Genomic DNA, 25,837 nt, shown 5'->3' with positions numbered 1-25,837 from the left:
GCTGTGAGAGCTGATGGGCGCATATATTTTACGCCGCCTGCTTTTGATGATCCCGACAATCCTCGGCATCATGGCCATCTCTTTTGCTGTTGTTCAATTCGCACCCGGTGGACCTGTCGAGCGCGTCATTGCGCAGCTCTCCGGCCAAGGGGGCGATGCTCTCGACCGTATTTCCGGCGGCGGTGCCGATGCCGGACAAATGGGAATAGACAGCGGATCAGTCAATTCCAAATATCGCGGTGCACAGGGTCTTGATCCGCAATTCATTGCCGATCTTGAAAAGCAATTCGGTTTCGACAAGCCGCCGCTGGAACGTTTTGGACATATGCTCTGGAATTATATGCGCTTTGATTTTGGCCGCAGTTATTTCCGTGACATCAGCGTGATCGACCTCATCAAAGAAAAGATGCCCGTATCAATCTCGCTTGGTCTCTGGCTCACTTTCCTGTCCTATCTGATCTCGATTCCGCTTGGTATTCGCAAGGCAATCAAGGAAGGTACGCGCTTTGATACATGGACCAGCGCCATCATCATTGTCGGCTATGCTATTCCGAGCTTCTTGTTTGCAATCCTGCTGATCGTGCTTTTTGCCGGTGGCTCATTCTTTGACTGGTTCCCGCTGCGTGGCCTCACCTCGCCTGATTTTGCGCAAATGTCACTATGGGGAAAGATTGGCGATTATCTCTGGCATATGGTCTTGCCGGTGACGGCGCTGGTGCTTTCAGCCTTTGCCACGACAACGCTTCTGACCAAGAATTCATTCCTGGAAGAAATCCGCAAACAATATGTAACCACGGCTCGAGCCAAAGGATTAACCGAACATCAGGTGCTTTACCGCCATGTGTTCCGCAATGCCATGCTGATCGTCATTGCCGGTTTTCCGGGCGCTTTCATCTCGGCTTTCTTCACTGGCTCACTGCTGATTGAAACGATCTTCTCGCTCGATGGTCTGGGGCTTCTTGGCTATCAATCAATTATCAATCGTGATTACCCTGTGGTATTTGCCAGCCTGTTTATCTTCTCGCTGATCGGGCTTCTGGTCGGCCTGCTCTCTGATCTGATGTATACATGGATTGATCCACGCATCGACTTTGACCGGAGGGATGTGTGATGACAGATACCACTCTCACCCCTTCCATAAAGCCGGTAAAGCGCCCGTTTCTCTCGCCGCTCAACAAACGCCGCTGGCAGAATTTCAAGGCCAATAAGCGCGGGTACTGGTCGCTCTGGATTTTCCTGTTTTTGCTTGTGGCAGCACTCTGCTCTGAGTTTATCGCCAATGACAAGCCGATTCTCGTTTCGTATAAGGGCGAGTTGCTGACACCTGTTTTCGTCGATTACCCGGAAGAAAAATTCGGCGGTTTTTATGCCGTCACCGATTATCGCGATCCCATTATTCAGGACGAGATAAACAGCAATGGCTGGGCGCTATGGCCGCCGGTCCGCTATTCCTACAACACCGTCAATAATGATATTCCTGAAGCTGCGCCCTCCAAACCATTCTGGCTTTACACAGCAGAACAGCGCTGCCAGCGCTATCCGCTCGGTGTGAATGATCCCAATTGTATTCTTGGCAACTTCAACTGGCTTGGCACCGATGATCAGGCGCGAGATGTGTTTGCGCGTGCGCTTTATGGCTTCCGTATTTCCGTGCTGTTCGGGCTTATTCTCACCTTTTTTTCCGCAGTCATTGGCGTGACAGCGGGTGCCGTACAAGGTTATTTCGGCGGCTGGGTCGATCTGATCTTCCAGCGGGTGATTGAAATCTGGTCCTCAATCCCTGTGCTTTATCTCTTGCTGATCATTGCTGCGATATTACCGCCCGGTTTCTGGGTCTTGTTGGGCATTATGCTTCTGTTTTCATGGGTGGCTTTTGTCGGCGTTGTCCGTGCCGAATTCCTGCGTGCCAGAAACTTTGAATATGTCAATGCAGCGCGTGCGCTTGGCGTGAAGAATGGCACGATCATGTGGCGGCACCTGCTGCCCAATGCGATGGTGGCAACGCTGACTTTCCTGCCATTCATTCTCAATGGTTCGATCACAACGCTGACCGCCCTCGACTTCCTTGGCTTTGGTCTGCCACCCGGCTCGGCTTCACTTGGTGAATTGCTTGCTCAGGGCAAAAACAATCTACAGGCGCCATGGCTTGGTATAACCGGCTTTGTGGTGATCTCTGTCATGCTGTCGCTGTTGATTTTCATCGGCGAAGCAACACGTGACGCATTCGATCCACGAAAGGCATTTCAATGAGTGGATCAGTAAAAAATCCTCTGCTCAGCGTTCGCGATCTTTCTGTCGCTTTCCGCCAGAATGGGGAAGAACGGATTTCCGTTGATCGCGTTTCCTTCGATATAGCGCAAGGGGAGACTGTCGCGCTGGTGGGAGAATCAGGCTCCGGCAAATCGGTTTCAGCGCTCTCCATCCTCAAGCTTCTGCCCTATCCGGCAGCAAGTCATCCTTGCGGTGAGATTATCTTCAACGGCAAGGATCTGATGAAGGCATCCGAGCCTGAATTGCGGCGTGTGCGCGGCAATGACGTGACAATGATCTTTCAGGAGCCGATGACCTCGCTCAATCCGCTGCATACGGTGGAACAGCAAATCACTGAAATCCTGAAAATGCATCAGGGCATGGGTGATCAGGCGGCACGCAAGCGTACGCTGGAACTGCTCGAAGAAGTTGGTATCCGCGAACCGGAAAAGCGTCTCGCATCCTTTCCGCACCAGCTCTCCGGCGGCCAGCGTCAGCGTGTGATGATCGCCATGGCGCTTGCCAATAAGCCAAAACTGCTGATTGCAGACGAGCCGACAACGGCGCTTGATGTAACGGTGCAGGCGCAGATTCTGGAGCTTCTTGCCGAGCTTAAAAGAGCGCAGGGCATGTCGATGCTGTTCATCACCCATGATCTTGGCATTGTGCGCAAGATTGCCGACCGGGTTTGCGTGATGAGCAAAGGTAAAATTGTCGAAACGGGACCAACAAAAGAAATCTTTGATAATCCGCAGCATGACTATACCAAGCACCTGCTTGCAGCAGAGCCAAAGGGCGAACCACCCGTAGCCGATCTCAGCGCTAAAACGGTGATGGAAGGCAAGGATATCCGTGTCTGGTTTCCGATCAAGAAAGGCTTTCTGCGCAAGACAGTCGATCATGTGAAGGCGGTGGATGGTATTGATGTAAAACTGCGTGCAGGCCAGACGCTTGGCGTGGTGGGCGAATCGGGTTCGGGCAAGACGACACTTGGTCTCGCACTTTCGCGCATGATTTCATCAAAAGGCGAAATTCGTTTTGATGGCCGCGATATTGCGCAATTCAGCTTCAAGGATATGCGTCCGCTGCGGCGTGAAATGCAGATCGTGTTTCAGGATCCGTTCGGTTCACTCAGCCCACGCATGACCATTGCGGATATTATTGCGGAAGGGCTTCTGGTGCATGAACCAAAGCTTTCCGCTGACGCACGTGATGAGCGGGTGGTGGCAGCACTTGCAGAAGTCAATCTCGACCCGCAAACCCGCTTTCGCTATCCGCACGAATTTTCCGGTGGCCAGCGCCAGCGTATCGCTATTGCACGCGCCATGGTGCTCAACCCGAAATTCGTAATGCTGGATGAGCCGACCTCGGCACTTGATATGAGTGTTCAGGCGCAGGTGGTGGATCTCTTGCGTGCATTGCAAAAGAAGCATGAACTCGCTTATCTTTTCATCAGTCACGATCTGAAAGTGGTGCGGGCACTGGCCAATGATGTGCTGGTCATGCGCAATGGCAAGGCGGTTGAATATGGAACGTCAAAGGAAGTCTTTGCCAATCCCAAAACCGACTATACCAAAGCGCTGATGGCGGCAGCTTTCCATATGGAAGCGACCGGGGGAGGAATAAAACAATGACATCTGATCATAAAAAGATATTTTTATCTCTGACCAATTGGGATCCATCCATCTGGATCGACAGTTTCAAGGCCCATGCGCCTGAACGCATTGTCGTAACCGATCATGCAGATAATGATCCCAGCATTGAATACGCGCTTGTGTGGAAACAAAAGCCCGGATCGCTCGCCAATCTGCCCAATCTCAAAGTGATCTTTTCATTGGGCGCCGGTGTTGATCATGTCTTCCACGATCCGCATATCCCGGATGTGCCATTGGTGCGTGTTATTTCCGATGATCTCACCATGCGTATGAGCGAATATGTCGTCTGGCAGGTGCTTGATCATCATCGCCTTGGTGCAAACTATCGCAAGCAGCAGAAAAATCACGTCTGGCACGAAGACCCGCGCCAGCCGGCAGCGCATGAAGTCACTGTCGGCATTATGGGGCTTGGCGTATTGGGGCGCGATGCCGCCGAAAAGCTCAAAATGCTGGGTTTCAATGTGAGCGGCTGGAGCCGCCGCCCACAGGAGCTGGACGGTGTTCAAACGTTTAACGGCAAGGACGGTTTTACATCCTTCCTCAAGAGCGCCGATATTTTTGTCTGCCTGCTGCCTTTGACGCCAGACACCAAGGGCATATTGTCTATGTCCATGTTTGCGCAATTGAAAAGTGATGGGCCGCTTGGTGCGCCTGTATTGATCAATGCAGGTCGTGGCGGTTTGCAGAATGAAGCCGATATTCTGGCCGCCCTTGATCGCGGATTGCTGTCGGCAGTGACGCTTGACGTGTTCAATCAGGAGCCTTTGCCTGCCGACAACCCACTCTGGGCGCATCCGAAGGTGACAATCACTCCACATGCTGCGGCCAGCTCATCAGCGAACGCAATCGTTCCATTAATCATCCGCCAGATTGAAGCTTTTGAACGGGATGGAACGCTGGAAAATGTGGTTGACCGGACCACACAATATTAGGTTCAGGACACCAGACATGATGCGCAAATATCTTGCGCATCCAAATTTCTTACGCATCATTATATCATTTGGGTTTACGGGCCTTGTAGCGAATGGTTTCAAAACGCACATTCAGCGCATTGTAAAGCAGGAGCCTGCCAACCAATGGTTCGCCAATCCCCACTATCAGCTTGATGACTTCCATAGCCTGCAAACTGCCAATCACCCCCGGCAAAACACCAAGAACACCTGCTTGCGCACAGGTCGGTACAGTGCCCGGTGGTGGCATATCGGGAAACAGATCGCGATAGGACGGATTTTGCAAACCGTCAGCGCCTTTTGCATAAGGCATCAGCACTGTAACGGTACCATCAAAGCGCCCCATAGCCCCCGTTACCAGCGGACGCTCTGCCAGGGCGCAAGCATCTGCCAGCGTATAGCGGGTGGCAAAATTATCCGAACTATCGACCACCACGTCATATTCTGAAATCAACGACTGTGCATTGTCGCTATCCAGACGCAATGCATGGGTTTCAACATGCACATGCGGATTAATCCGGGCAATAGATGCTTTGGCACTCTCCACCTTCGCCTGACCAATGCTTTGCGTATCAAAGATCACCTGTCTTTGCAGATTGGAAAGCGAAACCGTATCATCATCAACAATACCCAACGTGCCAATACCTGCTGCTGCCAGATATTGCACGACTGGCGCACCAAGCCCACCGGCACCAACAATCAGCACCCGGGCAGATTTGAGCTTCTGCTGACCCGGCCCACCGATTTCCGGCAGCACGATATGGCGCGCATAGCGCTCGAGTTCTTCAGATGAAAAAGGCTTTGAGGATACGTTCATAATGTTCAAGCATAAGCCTGCTGCACTGCGCTGTCAGCGACTATTTTCAAATCCTTGTCAATTTGCCTGCCGCAACATTGAAAAACTGCGCGTCACCCTCAAGCGCTTCAAACAGTGATTGATCAGTGCCGGTCATGAAAGCCTGTCCGCCCAAATCATCGAGAATGCCAAACAGTGCCGCACGCCGCCCCGTATCAAGATGGGCGGCTATCTCATCCAGAAGCAGAATCGGTGCCATGCCGGACAGTTCTCCGGTCAGTCTTGCATGGGCCAATATGAGACCGATCAACAGCGCTTTCTGTTCGCCGGTAGAGCAGAGAGCGGCAGGCATGGATTTGGGTCGGTGCTGGACAATCAGGTCAGTGCGATGCGGGCCTTCAAGCGTGCGCCCGGCTGAGCGATCACGCATACGGCCATCGCGCAAAATACGGCGAAAATCCTCTTCCAGATCAAGGGCTGCTTCAAGACCTATACGCTGCTCAAGCGAACCTTCAAGAAAGCAATCCGCTTTGGGAAATGGTCCCTCAGAAGGCAGGCGTTCAATCATCGCTGCAATCAGCTGCATACATTGGGCACGCGCCGCAGCAATGGCAATGCCAAGCTCGGCCATCTGGCTCTCAATCGCATCCAGCCACTGATTGTCGCTGTTTGCGTCACTTAAAAGACGATTGCGCGAACGCATGGCCTTTTCATAATCGAGCACCCGTTTGCCGTGGCCGGTATCAATGGCCAGCACCATACGGTCAAGAAACCGCCGCCTTTCGGAAGCGCCACCGGTAAACAAGCCATCCATTGAGGGGACAACCCATAAAATACGTGCATAATCGAGCAATTCGTCGCTTGATGCAGTATTACCGTTGATACGAACCTTGCGCCCGCCTTCGCTCACCCCTGCGGTACCTGTGCCGATTTCAACATCGCCATAGATCATACAGTCAAGCATGGCATGAATGGCAAAACCATCCTGTGCCGTTGCAGATGCAACATCATCATAAGAAGCGCGTCGCAACCCTCTGCCTGGAGACAGAAAGGAAACAGCTTCAATCAGATTGGTTTTGCCTGCCCCATTTTCACCCGTCAGCACCACATGACCGGAACCAAGCGGAAGCGTAAGCTCTGCATAGTTGCGAAAACCGACAAGCTTAAGCCGCCGGACGAAGACACGATCCGGGCGGCTTGTAATGGTTTCAGAAATACTCACGACCAGTGTTCAGAGCTTAAACGCGCATCGGCATCAAAACATAGAGCACGTCTTCATCGCCTGTATCACGAACCAGCGTAGGCGAGCCGGCATCGGCCAGCATGAAAATAGCATCAGAGCCTGAAAGCTGGCTGGTGATATCGAGCAGATATTTCGAGTTAAATCCAATATCGATCGGATCAGCATCGTAATCTGCTGCGAGTTCGTCGGTCGCGCTGCCCGAATCAGGATTGTTAACCGTCAGGGTAAGCTGGCCATCAGCAATGGAGAGTTTTACCGCACGTCCACGCTCGCTGGAAATTGTCGATACGCGGTCAACGGATGCAGCAAAGTCCTGACGACTGATAGTCAGCTTTTTGTCATTGCCCGAAGGAATCACCCGCTGATAATCAGGGAATGTGCCATCGATAAGCTTTGATGTCAGAACTACCGAGCCAACAGTAAAGCGAATTTTTGCGTCCGAAAGTTCGACTGAAACAATCGTATCCGGTACATCAACGAGCTTCTGAAGTTCAGCGACCGTCTTGCGCGGGATAATAATGCCCGGCATGCCTTCGGTCCCTGCCGGCGCTTCAAGCTCGGCACGGGCCAGACGGTGCCCGTCGGTTGCAACTGCACGCAGCTTCAGCGCACCGTCACTTTCAATAGCATGGAAATAAATACCATTGAGATAATAACGGGTTTCTTCCGTCGAGATCGCAAACTGCGTGCGATCAATCAAACGCTTCAAAGCCTGCGCATCAATGCGGAAAGAATGCGTGAAAGAGCCGGCTGTCAATTCCGGAAAGTCAGACTGGGGCAGCGACTGCAAACGGAAAGAGGATTTCCCGGAAATAACCGAGATCGAGCCGCCATCGGGGTTGGCGGCCAACATCACTTCAGCGCCGTCCGGCAGCTTGCGCACAATGTCATAAAGAAGATGTGCAGGAACCGTCGTTGCACCCGCCTGTTCCACCATGGCTGCGGTTGCTTCATTGACCTCAAGATCAAGGTCAGTTGCTTTGAGTGCAAGGCTTGCACCTTCGGCCTGCAAAAGCACATTGGAAAGAATTGGAATCGTGTTGCGCCGCTCCACCACACGATGGACGTGGTTAAGGGACTTAAGAAGGTTCGACCGTTCCAGGGTTACACGCATATTGAAACGCACTCGCTCTCTAGGACAGGGCAACTGCGCAATGGGCAGACGCCCCCATCAATAAGGCGCCAGAGCGCCAGAAGGTTTGCTAAAGTGGCAGATTTTTGTGCCTAAAAGCAAGCCCACGCAACGCGACGAAAGGTCAGTGCGTGGGCGTTTTTGTTGATAACCACCAAAACAGTGGCCAAGCCTGTTTAATCAAGCAGCCTGATCATTGATGAGGCGCTTCAACAGCTCAAGCTCCTGCGCCAGCTTGCCATCAGCACCAACCAGATCCTCGATCTTGCGCACGGCATGAAGAACAGTCGTATGATCGCGTCCACCAAAGCGGCGGCCAATTTCAGGCAGCGAGCGCGGCGTCATCATCTTGGCCAGATACATGGCAATCTGACGCGGCTTCACAATGGTACGCGTGCGGCGATTGGACAAAAGATCCTGCTTTGAAACATTATAATGACGGGCAACAATGCGCTGGATTTCTTCAATACGAATACGCTTTGGTTCGCCCACACGGGTGAGATGCCCAAGCAATTCATCAACACGGTCGATAGAAATATTCGGCTCGAAAGACTGGCGGAACAAAAGCTGGTTAAATGCACCTTCCAGTTCGCGGCCCGATCCTGTCACTGTACGGGCAACATGGGCCAGAATTTCATCTTCAATATTCAGGCTCGGATCTTCAACCTGAGCTGCGGTCAAGCGACGACGCAGCATTTCAAGGCGCATTTCATAATCTGGCGCTCCAACCTCAAGTGCCACACCGCCCTGAAGACGCGAACGGACACGAACATCCAGAGATTCCAGTTCCGATGGCGCACGATCAGCCGCAACCACAACCTGCTTGGCGCTGTCGAGCAATGTATTGAGCAGATGACAGAACTCATGCTGGATCGATTTGCCCTGAAGGAACTGCATGTCATCAATAACCAGAAGATCGATGTCGCGCAGCTGTTCCTTGAAGGACAGGGCATTGTTATCGCGGATGGCCGTTGCAAAACGCCACATGAAATATTCAGCCGTCAGATAGACAACCCGTGCTTTTTCCTGACGCTGGAGAGCTGCTGCGGCAATAGCCTGAAGAAGGTGAGTCTTGCCAAGGCCAACGGATGCATGAATGAAAAGCGGATTGAAGCGCACGGCGCTTGAGCCTGCTTCTGCAATGGTGCGGGCGGCCGCAAGAGCAACGCGATTAGAAGCGCCATCAATGAAAGAATCAAACGTATAACGTGGATCAAGGGGAGAGCCGAGCACAGCACCTGATGCTGCAACCGAATCGGCAACCACAGCAGAACCCCGCTTTTCAGCACTAGGCTGACCAACAGGAAACACCATCTTTTCACGCATAGTGACAGGCGATTTGGCTTCGACGGCTTCCGGCGTTTCAACAGGTGCCGCGGTGCGAACAACGCGACTCATGCCGCGCACGACCACTTCGACCTTAAGAATCTGCGGGTTTTCCTCCTGCCAGAGCTCGGTCAACAATTCGGAATAATGATTGTTGATCCATGAACGAAGGAAAGCAGTCGGAACAGAAAGGCGCGCAACACTCTTGGAGAGATCGTCAAGCTTGAGACGGCCAAACCAGCTCGAATAAATCTCACTGCCCACACGTGCTTTGAGCTTTGCAGTCAGGCGTTCAAAGGCATCATCATTCAGCGTATTTTCGGCACTCACCACAAGGCCGTTTTCTTTTCTTGTTGCAGAAGATCCATGGATACGGTTCGCATGCGCATTATCACCCATCGTTGCCGCCGACTTATCGGTCATCATTGCCATCGTCTCGCCTGCCTTCACATTCTTACGCGCCATTTTTACGGCGCTTGTCGTTATTTCCTGCATAAGGTTAGCTGATCATGTGATCCAGCCACCTCGCGGATACTCATTTCAAACTGACACTTCATCCAGGAAGGTCAGACACAAACTCAAAAATCACTGCCTCAAACATCGATCATGGACCAATGTCCAAGCTCTCCTTTCCGGCCCGGTGTTCAGACACATATAATCCCTGCTCATCAGGCTGCCATTCCTGCTCAAGGCCAATTGCCTCAAACGACTCTGGCGACAACCATTCAATTGACGAGGATGTGCCTAAAGCAGCATTCCAGTTAATGAATAGTAAGCAATCATCAAAAGATGACAAACTTAATAGGAACAGGAACTTAAGACCAGAATTTAGCTATCGCAGGCAAGATTGCCCACGCCGACAAATTATTGATTTAATGCTAACTCCAGGCTCAAGGCCTACCCTCTTATGGCTTAACCTTAGCGAAGCCTTGCAGCAAAGAGCAAGCCTCGAATCTGTAGTTTTTTCTTCGATCAAGGCTTGCAATGCATGTTTGCCGATGAAGGGAATCGGGTGCAAAAGAAATAAGGCCTTTGGATTCAATGTGTTTTGATTGGCGTTTTTTTAGGAGACCGCGATATCTCCTCTGAGAAAATAATTTTTAAAAATCTTCTTGACTCAATAGCCCTTCCGAGTCCTGCAAAGCCCCTGTGGATAAATGTGGATAATATTCTGCAAGCTTTTGAAAAAATAAGAGAAATTCTATTAATCCCTTCATATTTCCTGAAGCCGTTTTGCATAAACATGCAAGAATACTAAAAAATATTATTCAAAAACAATGTTATCCGGCATTCGAAAAATGCTCAAAAAGAGAAAACCCGGCTAACAATAAGCCGGGTTCTAAAATCCAGTTTTAAATTTAGGCTATATCAAGCATTCAAAGCCTTAACGCGTGCAGCAAGGCGAGAGACCTTACGTGCAGCAGTGTTCTTGTGAACAACGCCCTTTGAAGCAGCGCGCATCAGTTCAGGCTCAGCTGCCTTGAATGCAATCGATGCTGCTTCCTTGTCGCCGCTCAAAAGCGCATCTTCAACCTTGCGGAGAAATGTGCGAACGCGCGAACGACGCGACTTGTTGATTTCGGTGCGGGCAGCGATCTTGCGCACTGCCTTCTTGGCCGAAGGAGTATTGGCCATAAATGCCTCTCTTTTTCTGTCAGCAGCCCATGGTCAATAACCGTCGGGCACAAAACCTCTAGGGCAGCCATAGTGCCTAGGGCCGCCGATCCGTGGCGGGCTTATAGATCAGCTTTGAGTTCACGTCAACGAGGATTCTGATCGCAACACCTGCCAAAAGGCCGGATATACGGCCTTCCGGCAATTTTTTCTGCCTCTGCAAAGATCAGCGCGGCCAAATAAACACATAAAATCAGCGATTCTTGAATGAAGGCGTGCGTTTGTCGATAAAAGCCGACATGCCCTCTTTCTGGTCTTGTGTTGCAAAAAGCGAATGAAACAGACGGCGTTCAAACCGCAATCCCTCATCAAGGGTGGTTTCATACGAACGGTTGACCGATTCTTTTACCATCTGCACCGATGGCTGTGAGAAGGATGCGATACGCTCGGCGGCTTTCAGTGCTTCCTCGATCAGTTCTTCCGGTGCAACAAGTCGTGAAACCAGACCGCAGCGCTCGGCTTCCTGCGCATCCATCATCCGTCCCGTCAGGCACATATCCATCGCCTTGGATTTACCGACAAAGCGTGCAAGGCGCTGTGAGCCGCCCATGCCCGGCATGATGCCAAGGGTTATTTCCGGCTGGCCGAATTTGGCATTGGTGGCAGCAATGATAAAATCGCACATCATGGCCAGCTCACAGCCGCCCCCCAAAGCATAGCCTGAAACCGCCGCAATGATTGGCTTACGCACCCGATCGACCTTGCGCCAGTCGGCGAACATGTCCTGCAAATAGGCATCGACGAAATTGATCGGCTGCATTTCCTTGATATCGGCACCCGCCGCAAAAGCCTTTTCAGAGCCTGTAAGAACGATTGCGCCGATTTTGCCATCCGCATCAAACGTGCCCAGAACTTCGGTCAGCTCTTCAAGAACCACGCTGTTTAACGCGTTGAGCGCCTGTGGCCGGTTAAGACGGATAAGCCCTACGCCACCCCGGGTTTCTACAACAATCGTTTCATAAGCCATGAAAAGCCTCTTCCCCTTAATCTGTTCGTATCTTGCAGCCAAGTTGAACCGCTTGCCTCGCTTTGGCAAGGTTCGCTAAACCTCAACTTTGGCAGGATGCGCAGAAAAATGTCGAACGACCCGACTGTACCGCACGCTCAATAATACCGCTACAGCCCGGTGCGCGACAGGGCTCAGCCTCTCGTCCATAGACACAGAACGAATGCTGGAAATAACCAAGTGCACCATCAGCCTGAATATAGTCTTTCAGGCTTGATCCACCGGCTTTGATCGCCTCGGCAATCACATTGCGAATATCTTCAGCCAGACGGTTGAGAAGATTTGTGTCATCAACAATGGAACCGGCTGCACGCATCGGTGACAGATGTGAGCGCCACAGCGCCTCACAGACATAGATATTGCCAAGGCCAGCAATCAGCCGCTGATCGAGAAGCGCTGTTTTAAGCGGTGTCTTTCGGCCTGCAAAGAGTGAGCCGAGCAATTCACCTGAAAGGCTGTTGCCCGTTGGTTCAACTCCCAGATCTTTAAGAAAAGGATGTTCATCAAGAGCACCATCTTCTGCAAGAAGCATGAAACCGAAGCGCCGCGGATCATTATAAATAATCCGCGCTGTCGAGCCATTTGCGCATAAAAGATGAAAAACCACATGGTCATGTTTAGCGATTTTGGATCGCTCATGATGAAAGCCGCCGGGCATGGCTTGCGTGTCATCAGCCTCGATTCGAAATGAACCGGACATGCCCAGATGACAAATCACCGACACCCCGTCATCAAGATGTATCGTCAGATATTTTGCCCGTCGCCCGAGAGATTTGATGTGCCGCCCCGAAAGGCGTTCAGCAAAATGATCCGGAAAAGGAAACCGTAAATCGGGCCTGTTCTGCTCGATCTTTTCGATCTTTGAACCCTCCATGAAAGGTTCCAGACCACGGCGAACAGTTTCAACCTCTGGCAATTCGGGCATTTTTCATCTTTCAGGCAGAAAAGAAACAAGCTGTCAGGGTCATATAATGCCAGTTGCCGGCATTTGCCATCCGTTAACCCAAACCACATCGAAGCAGAAGCCGGGCTATATTAAGGTTTTATTTTCCTTATTTCTTAAACTCATCACAATTGGCAGGCACTAAAAGGAACCCCAACGAGACTTCAGTTCAGGGTAAATAATATGCCGGCTTTGATGACGCGCTTCTTTAAAAACAGATCAGGTGCAGCGATGATTGAATGCACACTCATCGCTGCGCTTGCAATTATTGCTGTCATCAGTGGCATGGCACTTTTTGCCGGCAAGCCTGCTTCTGCCTTTGACTATCAGGCAGCACAAATTCAGATGACCGAACGAAACTGAGTTATTTCACCTCATAGAGATTTGAATAGCCAGCCGGTTCACGCCAGCTGGCTATTTGTTTATTGATTGGTTCGTATTTTAATCGCCGAGGAATGTCATGACCGTTGAAATCATTACTGCGAAATCAGCCGATAGCCGCCCTGTCTGGTTTATCGGAAAGAATGCAATCGATCAGGCGGGGCTTGCGCCGGATGCTAGCGCTTGGGCAAAGGCCAATGATTTTAACGGTGAGGCAGGTCGTGTTCTCATACTCCCCAGTAAAGACGGCACGATTGCAGGTGCGCTTTTTGGTACAGGTGAGGCGGAGCAAGGCGGACAGTCACAATTGCTTGCCGGAAAGCTTGCACGCGGATTGCCCGAGGGTGAGTGGCATATTGAAGGCAGACCAGATCATGCAGAACTCGTAACCCTTGCCTTTCTGATGGGCGGCTATAATTTCACGCGTTACCGCAAGGGCAACGACAAGGTGATCCGTCTGGCCGTGCCGGACAATGTGGATGCGTCTGAAGTCAAACGTATCGCCTATGCAGTGACGCTTGCACGCGATCTCATCAACACGCCGACCAACGACATGGGCCCGGATGCACTGGAACAGGCTGCACGTGATCTTGCACTTAAAAATGGCGCGTCTCTTGGCACCGTTGAAGGTGAAGCGCTTCTTGAACAGAATCTCCCGATGATTCATGCGGTTGGTCGCGCAGGCAGTATTGCGCCGCGTCTTATCGATCTTCAATGGGGCAAGGACAGCGATCCAAAGATCACGCTGGTTGGCAAAGGCGTCTGTTTTGATACGGGCGGTCTCGACATCAAGCCAGCAAGCGGCATGTTGCTGATGAAAAAAGATATGGGCGGAGCTGCAAATGTGCTGGGCCTTGCTTCCATCATCATGGATGCAAAATTGCCTGTGCGGTTGCGCGTACTCATTCCGGCTGTTGAAAATTCCATTGCAGGCAATGCTTTCCGGCCAAGCGATATATTGCAAAGCCGCAAGGGACTGAGTGTTGAAATCGGCAATACGGATGCGGAAGGCCGTCTGGTTCTGGCTGATGCGCTCACACTGGCCGATGAGGAAGAACCGGAACTCATCATCGATATGGCGACACTGACGGGTGCGGCACGCGTGGCGCTTGGCCCGGATCTGCCACCATTCTATACTCATGATGATGTTCTGGCTGAAAACATTGCCGCAAAGGCCGTTGAGAGCGCCGATCCGCTGTGGCGTATGCCGCTTTGGCAGCCCTATGCGCAAAAACTGTCCTCACGTGTGGCAGATATCAACAATGTCACCACCGATGGCTTTGCCGGTTCGGTGACGGCTGCCCTGTTCCTCAGCCGCTTTGTCGAGAAAGCAAAAAGCTGGGTGCATTTCGATATTTTTGGCTGGGTGCCCGTTGAAAAACCTGCCTCGCCTGTGGGTGGGGAAGCACAGGCCATTCGTGCAGTCTATGCATATCTCAAGCATAAATATCCTGCTCAGTGAAATCGCTTGCCTGCAAAGTGAAAACGGCGTTGAATAATACGGAACCGAAACGATATTGAGCGTTGCGTAAAATATGCCCGTTGAACTGAAGCCATTGCAGGCACTGACATTGCTAAGAACATTGTCGCTGGCGCAGGTGCGCGATGAAATGCCTGACCTCACAACGCGGCAGACAGCGATTCTTCTGACCATTTATCTCGAACCCCCGCCCCATACGGTGCGTGGGCTTGCAGCAAAGCTTGATGTCAGCAAGCCGGTGATTACGCGCGCACTCGACACGATGGGAGCGCTTGATCTCGTATCCCGGCATCGTGATGAAAAAGATCGCAGAAATGTACTCGTAAAGAGAACTGTCACAGGGGCGCTTTATGTCGAAAGACTGGGGGATCTTGTGATTGCCAATGCCAGGGAGTTACCATTGTGAGCATGCTTGATCGTCGTCTCAATGCCTACCGTCCTGATCTTGCCGATGAACGGCTGATTGGTCAGATCAAAGCCAGTCGCTTTACGGCTGGAGCATTGATGCAGGTCTGCGATTCGGTTACGGACCTGCGGGCAGAACCGCGTCCTGACAGCGGGCCGCAAACACAGATTATCTTTGGCGATATTGTACGTGTTTTTGAAGAGCAGGACGGCTGGTGCTGGGTTCAGGCTGAACGCGATGGCTATACCGGCTATGTCTCAGCAGCTGCGCTGGAAAAGCCGATGGGCGAGCCAACACATATGGTCATCGTTCCGCGCACATTCGTCTATCCCGGCAATGATCTGCGTTTTGCACACACTCAGGCGCTTTCGCTTGGTTCGCGCGTGAGAATCACCGGCACGTCTGAAAAGCGCGGCACTGAATATGCCCTGCTTGAAAGCGGCGAAGCGCTGATTGCAAAACATCTTGCGCCTCTGGGCGAATCTTCCGGCGACTTTGTCAAAATTGCAGAAACGCTGCTGCATACACCCTATCTGTGGGGCGGCACATCAGGCTTTGGCATTGACTGCTCTGGTCTTGTCCAGCTTTCGATGTGGGTTGCAGGCAGATCAGTTCTGCGCGATTCGGACATGCAGGAAAATTCAATCGGTAAAATCATCGAACCGGATGCCGGCTATTCCAATTTGCAACGCGGCGATCTCATATTCTGGAAAGGTCATGTAGCGATCTGCGCCTCGCCTGACATGCTGCTTCACGCCAGCGGCCACACGATGACAGTAACGCTTGAGCCACTTAAAGATGCGATCAAACGAATCGCCTATCTTTATGATCTGCCCACACGCATCAGACGACCATAGCCGTAAAGATAATTCAGATACGATTCGGCAAGACGCGATCCGGCGGACGATGCCCGTCAAAAAATGCCCTGATATTGATAATCACCTTGTCGCCCATATCGACGCGGCCTTCAATCGTGGCTGACCCCATATGCGGCAACAGCACAACCTTGCCTTTTTCAGCCAATGACAACAGACGCGGATTGGTTGCCGGCTCCTTCTCAAACACATCAAGGCCAGCACCGGCGATCTTGCCCTGCTCTATCAGATCGACCAGCGCATTCTCATCGATAATCTGCCCGCGTGATGTGTTGACCAGATAGGCCGTTGGCTGCATCAAAGCGATTCGACGCGCCGAGAGCAGATGAAAAGTTGCCGGCGTTGACGGGCAATTGACCGAAATAATGTCCATACGGGCCAGCATCTGATCCAGACTGTCCCAATAGGTCGCTTCCAGCTCTTCCTCAAGCTGCGCATTGACCCGTTTGCGATTGTGGTAATGGATCGAAAGCCCGAAAGCCTTGGCGCGACGTGCAACAGCCGTTCCGATTCGCCCCATGCCAACGATACCAAGGCGTTTGCCCCAGATACGACGTCCAAGCATCCATGTCGGAGACCAGCCCGGCCATTCGCCATTGCGCTCGTTAAGCACATTGGCACCTTCAACCAGACGGCGCGGCACCATCAGCAGAAGAGCCAGCGTCATATCTGCGGTATCCTCAGTCAGCACATTTGCCGTGTTGGTGACAGTGATTCCACGCTTTGCAGCCGCTGCAACATCGATATTATCAACGCCATTGCCAAAATTGGCGATAAGCTTGAGATCAGGGCCAGCCTGCTCAATGGCGGCTGCATCAATCACATCGGTGATACAGGGCACCAGAACATCAGCTTCCTTCATCGCAGCAATAATTTCCGGCTGCGACATGCGATGGTCGTCAATATTCAGACGCGCGTCAAACAATTCCCGCATTCGGGTTTCCACCGGATCAGGCAGTTTCCGGGTCAATACCACCAGTGGCTTTTTCTTGTTCGACATCTCCACCCCATTCCTTGAGCAAAGCTACCCGTAAAGGCTTACAGATTTCACAGAAAACTGCCTTGCCATTTAACATGTTGAGACCTCCTTAACCAAGAAGGTGCAATATGCGATTTTGCTTCAGCTGCACATCTCTAGCAAGCTGGCGCCGCAAAGACAAAGAAAAACACAACCGCGAGAGCGGCAGGCAGACGCGGGTGACCGCGCAATTGATTCATTGAGCAGTTTCAGACGCCAACTCCCATATGCTGGAATTGCCACTAGTGACAGGACGGCGAGAGGTCAATATTGTACCGGGTACTTTCGCAACGCTTTTTGATGACCATAATTTGCAGCATGACATTGCTGCTGGTCATTGCACCGCATAACCATATTGCAATGGCTCAAACGCCGGCAGGCACAACGCTTGGTGCCAGCGGTCTGCCAGTCCCGCGCTTCGTCAGTCTCAAGCCAGCGCGCGTTAATCTGCGCATCGGGCCGGGACGCGATTATGCAGTGTCTTGGCTGTTTATGAAATCCGGCCTGCCTGTCGAGATCATTCAGGAATATGATAACTGGCGCCGTATTCGCGATGCCGACGGCACAGAGGGCTGGGTCTACCAGTCACTCCTGTCGGGGAAACGTACCGCAATCACCGCGCCATGGCTTAAAAATGATCAGGGTGCAATGATTGCCATGCATCGCGATCCGAGCGAAACATCAGGAATTGCTGCAGAAGTCGAACCAAATGTTATAGGCACCGCACGCGAATGCAATGGCCAGTGGTGCCGGATGGATATTCAGGGCACACGCGGCTGGATCAGACAATCGGAACTCTGGGGCGTTTACCCGGACGAGGTTTTTGACTGACGATTACAAAAAAGCGGCTCGAAAGCCGCTTTTTATTATTAGGGTCAGGTTTCATTCTTACCAGGCAGGAATCACCGAGCCTTTGAAGGTATCGGCGATAAACTGTTTCACTTCAGGGCTGTGATAAGTGCTGATCAGCGTTTTCACCCATTCGGCATTCTTGTCTTCTGAACGCACAACCAGCACATTGACGTAAGGCGCCTTTTCGCCCTCACGGACAAGTGCGTCACCTGCCGGATCAAGACCTGCTTCCAAAGCATAATTGGTGTTGATAACCGCAGCTTGCACATCTTCCAGCGAACGCGGCAATTGCGCAGCATCCAGCTCTACAAATTTCAGGTTTTTCGGGTTTTCTGTCACATCAATTGTTGTGACCTTCAGGCCCTTTGATGCATCAAGCTTGATCAGGCCATTATCGGCCAGCACCAGAAGTGCGCGACCGCCATTCGTCGGATCGTTCGGGATCGCAATGGTTGCACCATCAGCCAGCTCCGAAATATTTTTCAGCTTGCTTGAATAGAGTCCCATCGGAAAATTGACCGTTTGCGCAACTGTTTCAATCGGAAAGCCGCGATCGGCCACCTGATTATCAAGATAAGGCTGATGCTGGAAAGAATTGGCTTCAAGCGCCTTGTCAGCCAACGCCATATTGGGAATCACATAATCAGAAAACTCCTGAATATCGATTTCCATTCCCTTGGTTGCGGCGACTTCCTTCACCTTCTCCATGATCTGTGCATGTGGTCCGGGCGTGACACCAATTCTTATCTTTTCAGCAAAAGCACTGGCCGTTGAAAACAGGGCAAAAGCGGTAGCAGCAATAATCAACTTACGCATGAATCTCTCCAGTCAAATCATTATCGACGCATGAATGCTTGCCCAAAAGCCCCGTTCAAATGCGCCTTTCACAGGTGATAGGGGCAGGATGAATCATTTCGCACGACAATACACAACAAAAAAGCGGCCCCAAAAGACCGCCTTTTTAGAATTTTTTACCAAAAAGCCTAGCGTGTCTTGCGACGAAGGCGAACTATGATGTCAACATTGACGATTTCCATGCCTTCCGGTGCTTCCGGCATATTGGAGACCGTCGGCTGCCCACGTTCACCATGGGGAATATCGAACACGACATTTTCACCTTCGAGGAAAAAATGCTGGTGATCGGAAATATTGGTGTCGAAATAGGTCTTCGAACCTTCAACCGCAATGATGCGCAGCATACCGGCTTCGGTAAACTGATGCAGCGTATTGTAAACAGTCGCAAGCGATACCGGCACATTTGCGAGGACAGCTTCTTCATGAAGGTCTTCAGCGGAAAGATGGCGATCACCCTGCGCATAGATCAGGCTGGCAAGCGAAACACGCTGGCGCGTCGGGCGCAAACCCGCGCTGCGAAGGCGTTCTTCCATTGAAACCATCGAGTGGCTGGCATGATAATTCTGCATATTCACCCTTGGATCCGTCACAAGATTGTAGCAATTTCGTCAAAGATTAAACGGGCTGTTGCCCATTGCCTACTGACATTGATATATGCCGTTGCGAATTAAGTATCAATAGGCATGGTTATTCCGCCTTTTTTTGGAAAACCACGCTCACTATTTTACTGATGGAAACACTCTATGATAGAGGTGTTCCCGAATTGACGAAACTTGATCGTTCCTGAAACGCAGGAGCCATCACAAGAATAACCCTCAAGGGAGGCGTAATGGCAGAACAGAAATCGAGCTACGGGTATGAAGAGCTCTTAAGCTGCGCACGCGGCGAGTTGTTCGGTCCCGGTAATGCACAGCTCCCCCTGCCGCCAATGCTGATGGTGCACCGCATCACCGAAATTTCCGAAACCGGCGGAGAGTTCGACAAGGGCTATATCCGTGCCGAATACGATGTCAGCCCCGACGACTGGTATTTCCCATGCCATTTTCAGGGCAATCCGATCATGCCGGGCTGCCTTGGTCTCGACGGTATGTGGCAGCTGACAGGCTTCTTCCTCGGCTGGCTTGGTGAGCCGGGCCGCGGTATGGCGCTTTCCACCGGCGAAGTGAAGTTCAAGGGCATGGTTCGCCCGCATACCAAACTTCTGCAATATGGTATCGACTTCAAGCGTGTCATGCGTGGCCGCCTTGTTCTTGGCACTGCCGATGGATGGCTGAAAGCTGATGGAGAAACCATCTATAAGGCAAGCGACCTGCGCGTCGGCCTGTCCAAGGATGGCGACAGCGCTTAGTTCAACCATCATTCACGGGCGCGTAAGCAGAAAATAACGAGTTTTCATGTGAACGCGCTCAAAACATGCGAAGATCGCACCTATGTAACCGGGAACAAGGGTCAGCCCATACGGGTTGATCGCACGGAACAGGTGTAAAGGAGAACGCGATGCGGCGTGTGGTCGTAACGGGTATGGGGATCGTATCCTCGATTGGAAACAACACGCAAGAGGTCACAACCTCCTTGCGTGAGGCCAGATCCGGCATTTCCCGTGCTGAAGAATATAGCGAGCTTGGTTTTCGCTGCCAGGTGCACGGCATGCCCAAAATCGATGTCGAGGCGCTCGTAGACCGTCGCGCCATGCGTTTTCATGGCCGTGGTACGGCATGGAATCACGTCGCCATGGATCAGGCCATTGCCGATGCTGGTCTTTCGGAGGAGGAAATCTCCAATGATCGTACCGGCATCATCATGGGTTCCGGCGGTCCTTCAACACGCACGATCGTTGATTCTGCCGATATCACCCGTGAAAAAGGCCCAAAGCGCGTTGGTCCTTTTGCCGTGCCCAAAGCCATGAGCTCAACCGCATCGGCAACGCTTGCAACCTTTTTCAAGATCAAGGGCGTCAACTACTCGATCTCGTCTGCCTGTGCGACATCCAATCATTGTATCGGCAATGCATTTGAAATGATCCAGTATGGCAAGCAGGACCGCATGTTTGCGGGCGGCTGTGAAGACCTCGACTGGACATTGTCCGTGCTGTTTGACGCCATGGGTGCCATGTCGTCGAAATATAACGACACGCCGTCAACGGCTTCACGCGCTTACGACAAAAACCGCGACGGTTTTGTTATTGCAGGTGGCGCAGGCGTTCTTGTGCTGGAAGATCTTGAAACAGCACTTGCACGCGGTGCCAGAATTTACGGCGAAATCGTCGGATATGGTGCTACATCGGATGGCTACGACATGGTTGCGCCTTCGGGTGAAGGTGCAATCCGCTGCATGAAAATGGCGCTTTCAACCGTCAAGGGCAAGATTGATTATATCAACCCACATGCCACCTCGACACCTGCTGGCGATGCTCCTGAAATCGAGGCTATCCGTCAGGTGTTTGGTTCAGGCGATGCCTGCCCGCCAATTGCGGCAACCAAGTCGCTGACGGGTCACTCTTTGGGCGCCACGGGTGTTCAGGAAGCTATCTACTCGCTTTTGATGATGGAAAATAACTTCATCTGCGAAAGCGCTCACATCGAAGAACTGGATCCTGCCTTCGCGGATATGCCTATCGTTCGCAAGCGCATCGACAATGCTCAGCTCAATACCGTGCTTTCCAATTCTTTCGGATTTGGCGGCACCAATGCAACGCTGGTGTTCCAGCGCTATCAGAGCTGATGGAGAGGGACAATATGCAAGGTTTGATGCAAGGCAAACGCGGCCTCATTATGGGGGTCGCGAACAACCACTCACTCGCCTGGGGAATTTCCAGGCAACTCGCAGCACAGGGTGCCGAACTCGCATTCACCTATCAAGGTGATGCGCTCGGCAAGCGGGTCAAGCCTCTGGCCGAACAGGTCGGATCGGATATGGTGCTGCCTTGCGATGTTGAAGACATTGCTTCGGTTGATGCCGTATTCGCTGAAATCGAGCAAAAATGGGGAAAGCTTGATTTTATCGTCCATGCCATCGGTTTCTCGGACAAGACAGAGCTGAAGGGACGTTACGCAGACGTCACCACGCGCGAAAATTTCAGCCGCACCATGGTGATCTCTGCCTATTCCTTCACGGAAATGGCCCAGCGTGCAGAAAAACTGATGAAGGACGGCGGCTCGATTCTGACGCTGACCTATGGCGGCTCAACGCGCACCATCCCCAACTACAATGTCATGGGCGTGGCGAAAGCCGCTCTTGAAGCCATGGTTCGCTATCTTGCTGCCGATTACGGCCCGCAGGGTATCCGCGTCAATGCGATCTCGGCTGGCCCTGTACGCACGCTGGCTGGTGCCGGCATTGGCGATGCACGCGCCATTTTCAGCTATCAGCGCCGTAATTCACCCTTGCGCCGCACTGTTGATATTGATGATGTGGGCAAATCGGCTGTTTACCTGCTGTCTGATCTTTCAAGCGGTGTAACCGGCGAAATCCATTATGTGGATTCGGGCTATAACATTGTTTCAATGCCAACGCTGGAAGAGCTGAAAAGTTCGGCTGATACACGCGGCGAATAAGCCTTATAAAAAGCCGCCCTCGGGGCGGCTTTTTTCACTTCTTTGCATCAAATATTTTGAAGCCATCAGCTTCTTCAAGAACTGTCACATTCTTGAACAGACCTTTAAGCGTTGCCTCATAGGGCAATTGTCTGTTTGCAACCATCAGCAGACGTCCACCGCTTTTCAGCCGTGAAGCAGCGGCTGCGATAAAAGTCTGACCAAGCGATACCTCTGTCGCACGCCCTTCGTGAAATGGCGGATTCATGATCACCGTGTCGTAAATACCGGTTAGTTTCTCGCTCGTCACATCAAACCAGTTAAACGATACCGGCACAGATGCGCCAAGCCTTTCCAGATTGCTGCGTGCGGCCTCAAGCGCTTCATAATCGGCCTCAAACAGATCGATCCCCTTAAGACGATCAGCATATTTCAGGCTCTGCGCTGCAAGATAGCCCCAGCCCGCGCCAAGATCAGCAACCTGACCAAAAACGATCTTTTCCATATGCGGCACCAGAAGTGCCGAGCCTTTATCAATCGCCCCATGCGAGAACATGCCCGGCTCTGTGCGAAACACATCATCAATATTGCTCGCCAACGGCTTCAAGGCATTGATGAAGTCATTTGTCAGATCGGCCGGGCGCTGCAGCCAGAAGGCAACGGCATGATTCTTGGACAGACGGTCACTGATTTCAGCAATATTACCGACCCATTTGCGGAAACTGTCGACGCCAAGCTTCTTGTCACCTGAGACAACAATCCACCCGCCCGGCTCAACACGCGCCAGAAGCTCCGCAAACCACGCCTCATTGCGTCCACGATGTTTTCCGAGTAGAAGCAGCCCACCGGAAAAACTGCTCTCCACGTCCAATTCTGTGGGCAATCGCGGGATTGCTTTAAAACCTTCCTTATGGAGAGCCAGCCAGTCAGGACGCCAGGGCTGCAAGAATGTCAGCGCCTGTTTCCATTCATCCTCAAGCTGCCGATCGGCAGACAAGCCACAGGCGAGGAAAGACTGCCCTTCTTCAGGCATATCCAGAATGTCCTGATAGAAGGGGAGAAAGAGTGTTTGTTGCGCTGGTGTCATCATGGCCCATCCATGGCCCTGAATTGTTCTACGCGCAACAAAAAAAGCGCACCAGAACGGCGCGCTTTTTCTAATTTTTTGCAGCGTAGAACGCTTATTCAGCGTCTGCTTCTGCCTTCTTTTCAGCAACAGCTTCCTTGCCGGTTTCCTGATCGACAACCTTCATCGAGAGGCGAACCTTGCCGCGCTCGTCAAAGCCCATCAGCTTGACCCAGACCTTCTGGCCTTCCTTAACCACATCAGTGGTCTTGGCAACGCGGTCAGAAGCCAACTGCGAGATGTGAACCAGACCATCGCGTGGACCAAAGAAGTTTACGAATGCGCCGAAGTCAGCAGTCTTGACAACCGTACCTTCGTAGATTTCGCCAACTTCCGGTTCAGCAACAATCGAATGAATCCACTTCTTGGCGGCTTCGATTTCCTTACCGTTCGACGAAGCAATCTTGACCGTACCATCGTCTTCGATGTTGATCTTTGCGCCGGTCTTTTCGACGATTTCACGAATAACCTTACCGCCTGAACCGATAACATCACGGATCTTGTCGGTCGGAATATTCATGACTTCAATGCGTGGAGCAAATTCGCCAAGCTCTTCACGCGAGGTCGAAATAGCCTTGCCCATTTCGTTCAGGATGTGAACGCGACCACCCTTGGCCTGTTCCAGAGCAACTTTCATGATCTCTTCGGTAATACCGTCGATCTTGATGTCCATCTGAAGGGCTGTGATGCCGCTTTCGGTACCTGCTACCTTGAAATCCATATCGCCGAGGTGATCTTCATCACCGAGAATATCAGAAAGAACTGCGAAACGCTCGTCTTCCTTGATAAGCCCCATAGCAATACCAGCCACCGGACGAATGATCGGAACGCCTGCATCCATCAAAGCCAGCGATGTGCCGCAAACGGTTGCCATCGAAGACGAACCATTGGATTCGGTCACTTCGGAAACCGAACGGATCGTATAAGGGAACTGTTCGGCCGCAGGCAGCACAGGGTGGATTGCACGCCATGCAAGCTTGCCATGGCCAACTTCACGACGGCCCGGCGAACCCATACGGCCTGTTTCACCGACCGAATATGGCGGGAAATTGTAATGCAGCATGAAGGATTCCTTGTACGTGCCCGTCAGAGAATCGATCATCTGTTCATCTTCGCCAGTGCCAAGGGTTGCAACAACGATTGCCTGTGTTTCACCACGGGTAAACAATGCCGAACCATGGGTACGTGGCAGAAGGCCAACTTCCGAAACAATTGTGCGAACCGTCGAGAGGTCACGACCATCAATACGGCTGCCGGTATCGAGAATGTTCCAGCGAACAATCTTGGCCTGAAGATTCTTGAATACGGTTGCGAATTTTTCAGCCGAATATTCCGGCTCTTCAACACCTTCAGGGAAGAAATGTGCCTTCGCCTTGGCCTTGGCTGCGTCAACAGCCGCATAACGAGCCTGCTTTTCAGTGATCTTGTAAGCTTCACGCAGGTCGTTTTCGACAATGGCGAGCATTTTGGCTTCGAGTTCCGACAGGTCTTCCGGCTGGAAATCACGCGGCTCCTTGGCGGCAACTTCAGCAAGCTTGATGATCGCATCAATCACTGGCTGGAAGCCCTTCTGACCAAACATAACAGCGCCGAGCATGACTTCTTCGGACAGTTCCTGCGCTTCCGATTCAACCATCAGCACTGCATCAGCAGTACCGGCAACAACCAGATCGAGCTTCGATTCCGGCATTTCGTCAATGTTCGGGTTCAGCACATATTCGCCGTTGATATAACCAACGCGGGCACCGCCAATCGGTCCCATGAAAGGAACGCCGGAAATAGTCAGCGCAGCCGATGCCGCAACCATCGACAGAATGTCCGGGTTATTTTCGAGATCATGCTGAATAACGGTCAGAACAACCTGCGTGTCGTTCTTGTAACCATCAACAAAAAGCGGACGGATCGGACGGTCGATCAGACGCGAAACAAGCGTTTCGTTTTCGCTCGGACGACCTTCACGCTTGAAGAAACCACCAGGGATCTTGCCAGCAGCATAGGTCTTTTCCTGATAGTTGACGGTCAGCGGGAAAAAATCCTGACCCGGCTTTGGTTCCTTGGCAGAAACAACAGTCGCCAGAACAACGGTTTCACCGTAAGTTGCCAGAACGGCACCATCAGCCTGACGTGCAATCTTGCCGGTTTCGAGTGTCAGCGGACGGCCGCCCCATTCGATTTCAACTTTATGTGTGTTGAACATATCTAGTCCTTGTTTGGAGATGCCGCGCAAAAGCGTCTGAAGACATCGTCCGGGTTGGCGGACACGCCACGGGCAAGACAACGGGAAGTTCGTCACGTGTCTGAGCATTCGTTTGAGAATGCTGTCTGGCACGAACCAC

Annotated in this window: 25 protein-coding genes; 12 read left to right on the top strand and 13 right to left on the bottom strand. The window is 52.0% G+C overall.

What is annotated here, in order from left to right:
• Nucleotides 1-13 precede the first annotated feature (13 nt).
• From FHY56_RS08730 to FHY56_RS08715, 4 genes are read left to right on the top strand one after another with little or no spacing between them, the layout of a single operon-like run.
• On the top strand, nt 14-1,111 hold the full coding sequence (locus tag FHY56_RS08730; RefSeq protein ID WP_140904784.1) for a microcin C ABC transporter permease YejB: 1,098 nt from the start codon (nt 14-16) through the stop codon (nt 1,109-1,111).
• Complete coding sequence (locus tag FHY56_RS08725) at nt 1,111-2,250, top strand: ABC transporter permease (protein ID WP_140904783.1); 1,140 nt, start codon at nt 1,111-1,113, stop codon at nt 2,248-2,250. The genes FHY56_RS08730 and FHY56_RS08725 overlap by 1 nt, the downstream gene beginning before the upstream one ends.
• Nucleotides 2,247-3,884, top strand: coding sequence for an ABC transporter ATP-binding protein (locus FHY56_RS08720; protein WP_140904782.1), 1,638 nt, complete (start codon nt 2,247-2,249; stop codon nt 3,882-3,884). The genes FHY56_RS08725 and FHY56_RS08720 overlap by 4 nt, the downstream gene beginning before the upstream one ends.
• Nucleotides 3,881-4,837 carry a 2-hydroxyacid dehydrogenase gene (locus FHY56_RS08715; protein ID WP_140904781.1) on the top strand — a complete coding sequence of 319 codons (957 nt, stop codon included), beginning with the start codon at nt 3,881-3,883 and terminating at the stop codon, nt 4,835-4,837. The genes FHY56_RS08720 and FHY56_RS08715 overlap by 4 nt, the downstream gene beginning before the upstream one ends.
• 64 nt (nt 4,838-4,901) lie before the next feature.
• On the opposite strand, the gene FHY56_RS08710 is transcribed toward FHY56_RS08715, so the two are convergent.
• The 7 genes from FHY56_RS08710 to mutM form a co-directional block, all read right to left on the bottom strand.
• A complete protein-coding gene (locus FHY56_RS08710; protein WP_140905022.1) occupies nt 4,902-5,672 on the bottom strand; it encodes a molybdopterin-synthase adenylyltransferase MoeB in 771 nt (256 codons plus the stop codon).
• Nucleotides 5,673-5,718: 46 nt separating this feature from the next.
• Nucleotides 5,719-6,873 carry a DNA replication/repair protein RecF gene (recF, locus tag FHY56_RS08705; protein WP_140904780.1) on the bottom strand — a complete coding sequence of 385 codons (1,155 nt, stop codon included), beginning with the start codon at nt 6,871-6,873 and terminating at the stop codon, nt 5,719-5,721.
• Between the two features lie 16 nt (nt 6,874-6,889).
• The gene (gene dnaN / locus FHY56_RS08700) at nt 6,890-8,008 is read right to left on the bottom strand and encodes a DNA polymerase III subunit beta (protein WP_140905021.1); all 1,119 of its coding nucleotides are present in this window, start codon (nt 8,006-8,008) and stop codon (nt 6,890-6,892) included.
• Nucleotides 8,009-8,206: 198 nt separating this feature from the next.
• Nucleotides 8,207-9,778: a chromosomal replication initiator protein DnaA gene (dnaA, locus tag FHY56_RS08695; protein WP_140904779.1), complete on the bottom strand. Its 1,572-nt coding sequence runs from the start codon at nt 9,776-9,778 to the stop codon at nt 8,207-8,209.
• 942 nt (nt 9,779-10,720) lie between these two features.
• Nucleotides 10,721-10,987, bottom strand: a complete 267-nt coding sequence (gene rpsT, locus FHY56_RS08685; protein WP_140904777.1) for a 30S ribosomal protein S20 — start codon at nt 10,985-10,987, stop codon at nt 10,721-10,723.
• A 232-nt stretch (nt 10,988-11,219) separates the two neighbouring features.
• Entirely contained in the window at nt 11,220-11,993 is a 774-nt protein-coding gene (locus FHY56_RS08680; protein ID WP_140904776.1) for an enoyl-CoA hydratase, read from the bottom strand.
• Between the two features lie 82 nt (nt 11,994-12,075).
• On the bottom strand, nt 12,076-12,957 hold the full coding sequence (gene mutM, locus FHY56_RS08675) for a bifunctional DNA-formamidopyrimidine glycosylase/DNA-(apurinic or apyrimidinic site) lyase (protein ID WP_140904775.1): 882 nt from the start codon (nt 12,955-12,957) through the stop codon (nt 12,076-12,078).
• 201 nt (nt 12,958-13,158) lie between these two features.
• Here mutM and FHY56_RS08670 point away from each other — a divergent pair, with 201 nt between their 5' ends.
• The 4 genes from FHY56_RS08670 to FHY56_RS08655 all read left to right on the top strand — a co-directional run bounded on the left by FHY56_RS08670 (nt 13,159) and on the right by FHY56_RS08655 (nt 16,099).
• The gene (locus FHY56_RS08670; RefSeq protein WP_140904774.1) at nt 13,159-13,338 is read left to right on the top strand and encodes a Flp family type IVb pilin; all 180 of its coding nucleotides are present in this window, start codon (nt 13,159-13,161) and stop codon (nt 13,336-13,338) included.
• Nucleotides 13,339-13,435: 97 nt separating this feature from the next.
• Nucleotides 13,436-14,818: a leucyl aminopeptidase family protein gene (locus FHY56_RS08665; RefSeq protein ID WP_140904773.1), complete on the top strand. Its 1,383-nt coding sequence runs from the start codon at nt 13,436-13,438 to the stop codon at nt 14,816-14,818.
• A gap of 73 nt (nt 14,819-14,891) precedes the next feature.
• Nucleotides 14,892-15,242, top strand: a complete 351-nt coding sequence (locus FHY56_RS08660; RefSeq protein WP_140904772.1) for a MarR family winged helix-turn-helix transcriptional regulator — start codon at nt 14,892-14,894, stop codon at nt 15,240-15,242.
• Between the two features lie 2 nt (nt 15,243-15,244).
• The gene (locus FHY56_RS08655) at nt 15,245-16,099 is read left to right on the top strand and encodes a C40 family peptidase (RefSeq protein ID WP_193556775.1); all 855 of its coding nucleotides are present in this window, start codon (nt 15,245-15,247) and stop codon (nt 16,097-16,099) included.
• Between the two features lie 13 nt (nt 16,100-16,112).
• Here FHY56_RS08655 and FHY56_RS08650 read toward each other — a convergent pair whose 3' ends face one another.
• Both FHY56_RS08650 and FHY56_RS18275 read right to left on the bottom strand, forming a co-directional pair.
• Nucleotides 16,113-17,117: a 2-hydroxyacid dehydrogenase gene (locus tag FHY56_RS08650; RefSeq protein ID WP_140904770.1), complete on the bottom strand. Its 1,005-nt coding sequence runs from the start codon at nt 17,115-17,117 to the stop codon at nt 16,113-16,115.
• Nucleotides 17,068-17,193 carry a hypothetical protein gene (locus tag FHY56_RS18275; RefSeq protein WP_268898908.1) on the bottom strand — a complete coding sequence of 42 codons (126 nt, stop codon included), beginning with the start codon at nt 17,191-17,193 and terminating at the stop codon, nt 17,068-17,070. The genes FHY56_RS08650 and FHY56_RS18275 overlap by 50 nt, the downstream gene beginning before the upstream one ends.
• 212 nt (nt 17,194-17,405) lie before the next feature.
• On the opposite strand from FHY56_RS18275, the gene FHY56_RS08645 reads away from it, so the two are divergent.
• Nucleotides 17,406-17,966, top strand: a complete 561-nt coding sequence (locus tag FHY56_RS08645; protein ID WP_168927601.1) for an SH3 domain-containing protein — start codon at nt 17,406-17,408, stop codon at nt 17,964-17,966.
• Between the two features lie 57 nt (nt 17,967-18,023).
• Here the strand turns inward: FHY56_RS08645 and FHY56_RS08640 are convergent, their stop codons facing one another.
• Together FHY56_RS08640 and irrA are read right to left on the bottom strand one after the other, a co-directional pair.
• Nucleotides 18,024-18,803 carry a MetQ/NlpA family ABC transporter substrate-binding protein gene (locus tag FHY56_RS08640; RefSeq protein ID WP_140904768.1) on the bottom strand — a complete coding sequence of 260 codons (780 nt, stop codon included), beginning with the start codon at nt 18,801-18,803 and terminating at the stop codon, nt 18,024-18,026.
• A gap of 167 nt (nt 18,804-18,970) precedes the next feature.
• The gene (gene irrA, locus FHY56_RS08635; RefSeq protein WP_140904767.1) at nt 18,971-19,411 is read right to left on the bottom strand and encodes an iron response transcriptional regulator IrrA; all 441 of its coding nucleotides are present in this window, start codon (nt 19,409-19,411) and stop codon (nt 18,971-18,973) included.
• A 260-nt stretch (nt 19,412-19,671) separates the two neighbouring features.
• Between irrA and fabA the strand changes: the two genes are divergently transcribed.
• The 3 genes from fabA to fabI all read left to right on the top strand — a co-directional run bounded on the left by fabA (nt 19,672) and on the right by fabI (nt 22,396).
• Nucleotides 19,672-20,190 carry a 3-hydroxyacyl-[acyl-carrier-protein] dehydratase FabA gene (gene fabA / locus FHY56_RS08630; RefSeq protein ID WP_024898331.1) on the top strand — a complete coding sequence of 173 codons (519 nt, stop codon included), beginning with the start codon at nt 19,672-19,674 and terminating at the stop codon, nt 20,188-20,190.
• A 149-nt stretch (nt 20,191-20,339) separates the two neighbouring features.
• The gene (fabB, locus tag FHY56_RS08625; protein WP_140904766.1) at nt 20,340-21,563 is read left to right on the top strand and encodes a beta-ketoacyl-ACP synthase I; all 1,224 of its coding nucleotides are present in this window, start codon (nt 20,340-20,342) and stop codon (nt 21,561-21,563) included.
• A gap of 14 nt (nt 21,564-21,577) precedes the next feature.
• The gene (fabI, locus tag FHY56_RS08620) at nt 21,578-22,396 is read left to right on the top strand and encodes an enoyl-ACP reductase FabI (RefSeq protein ID WP_140904765.1); all 819 of its coding nucleotides are present in this window, start codon (nt 21,578-21,580) and stop codon (nt 22,394-22,396) included.
• Nucleotides 22,397-22,430: 34 nt separating this feature from the next.
• On the opposite strand, the gene FHY56_RS08615 is transcribed toward fabI, so the two are convergent.
• On the bottom strand, nt 22,431-23,465 hold the full coding sequence (locus tag FHY56_RS08615) for a class I SAM-dependent methyltransferase (protein ID WP_140904764.1): 1,035 nt from the start codon (nt 23,463-23,465) through the stop codon (nt 22,431-22,433).
• 91 nt (nt 23,466-23,556) lie between these two features.
• A complete protein-coding gene (gene pnp / locus FHY56_RS08610; RefSeq protein ID WP_140904763.1) occupies nt 23,557-25,698 on the bottom strand; it encodes a polyribonucleotide nucleotidyltransferase in 2,142 nt (713 codons plus the stop codon).
• Nucleotides 25,699-25,837: the final 139 nt, after the last annotated feature.

It is taken from the genome of Brucella gallinifaecis, assembly GCF_006476605.1.
GTDB classification, from domain to species: Bacteria; Pseudomonadota; Alphaproteobacteria; order Rhizobiales; family Rhizobiaceae; genus Brucella; species Brucella gallinifaecis.
This window is presented reverse-complemented; position numbering and strand designations above follow the sequence as displayed.